Source organism: Komagataeibacter kakiaceti JCM 25156, from assembly GCF_000613305.1.
On the sequence record NZ_BAIO01000942.1, the window covers coordinates 1 to 506 of the forward strand.

Here is a 506-nt window from a genome sequence, read left to right on the forward strand (position 1 = left end):
CTGACCACGGCCGCCGCCGGCCTGCTGGTCGGGCTGGATACGGGACTGATCGCCGAGGCCCTGGGCTTTATCGGCCATGATTTCCATGCTTCGCCGCGCATGCAGGAATGGATCGTGTCGGTGCTGATGATCGGCGCGCTGCTCGGCTCACTGGGGGCGGGCGTGTTCTCGCGCCGTTTCGGGCGCAAGCTGACGCTGGGGGTCGCGACGCTGCTGATCGGGCTGGGGGCGCTGCTCTGCGCCACGGCGGGGGTGATCGAACAGATCCTGCTGGGGCGGTTCCTGATCGGAATGGCCATCGGCATCTGCACCTTCACCGCCCCGCTTTACATTTCCGAACTGACTACCGGGGTGATGCGGGGCACCATGGTGTCCACCTTCTCCATGCTCCAGTCCGCCGGGATCCTGCTCGGTTATCTGGCGGGGGGAATCTTTTCGGGCGGGGGGCACTGGCGGCTTATGGTGGGGTTGCCGGTCATTCCGGCGGCGCTGCTGTGCGTGGGGTG

Annotated in this window: 1 protein-coding gene; it reads left to right on the forward strand. The window is 67.0% G+C overall.

Annotated features, from left to right (window positions below; all coding sequences use genetic code 11):
- A partial coding sequence (locus JCM25156_RS20185; RefSeq protein WP_025814591.1) for an MFS transporter occupies positions 1 to 506 on the forward strand: 506 nt, incomplete at both ends.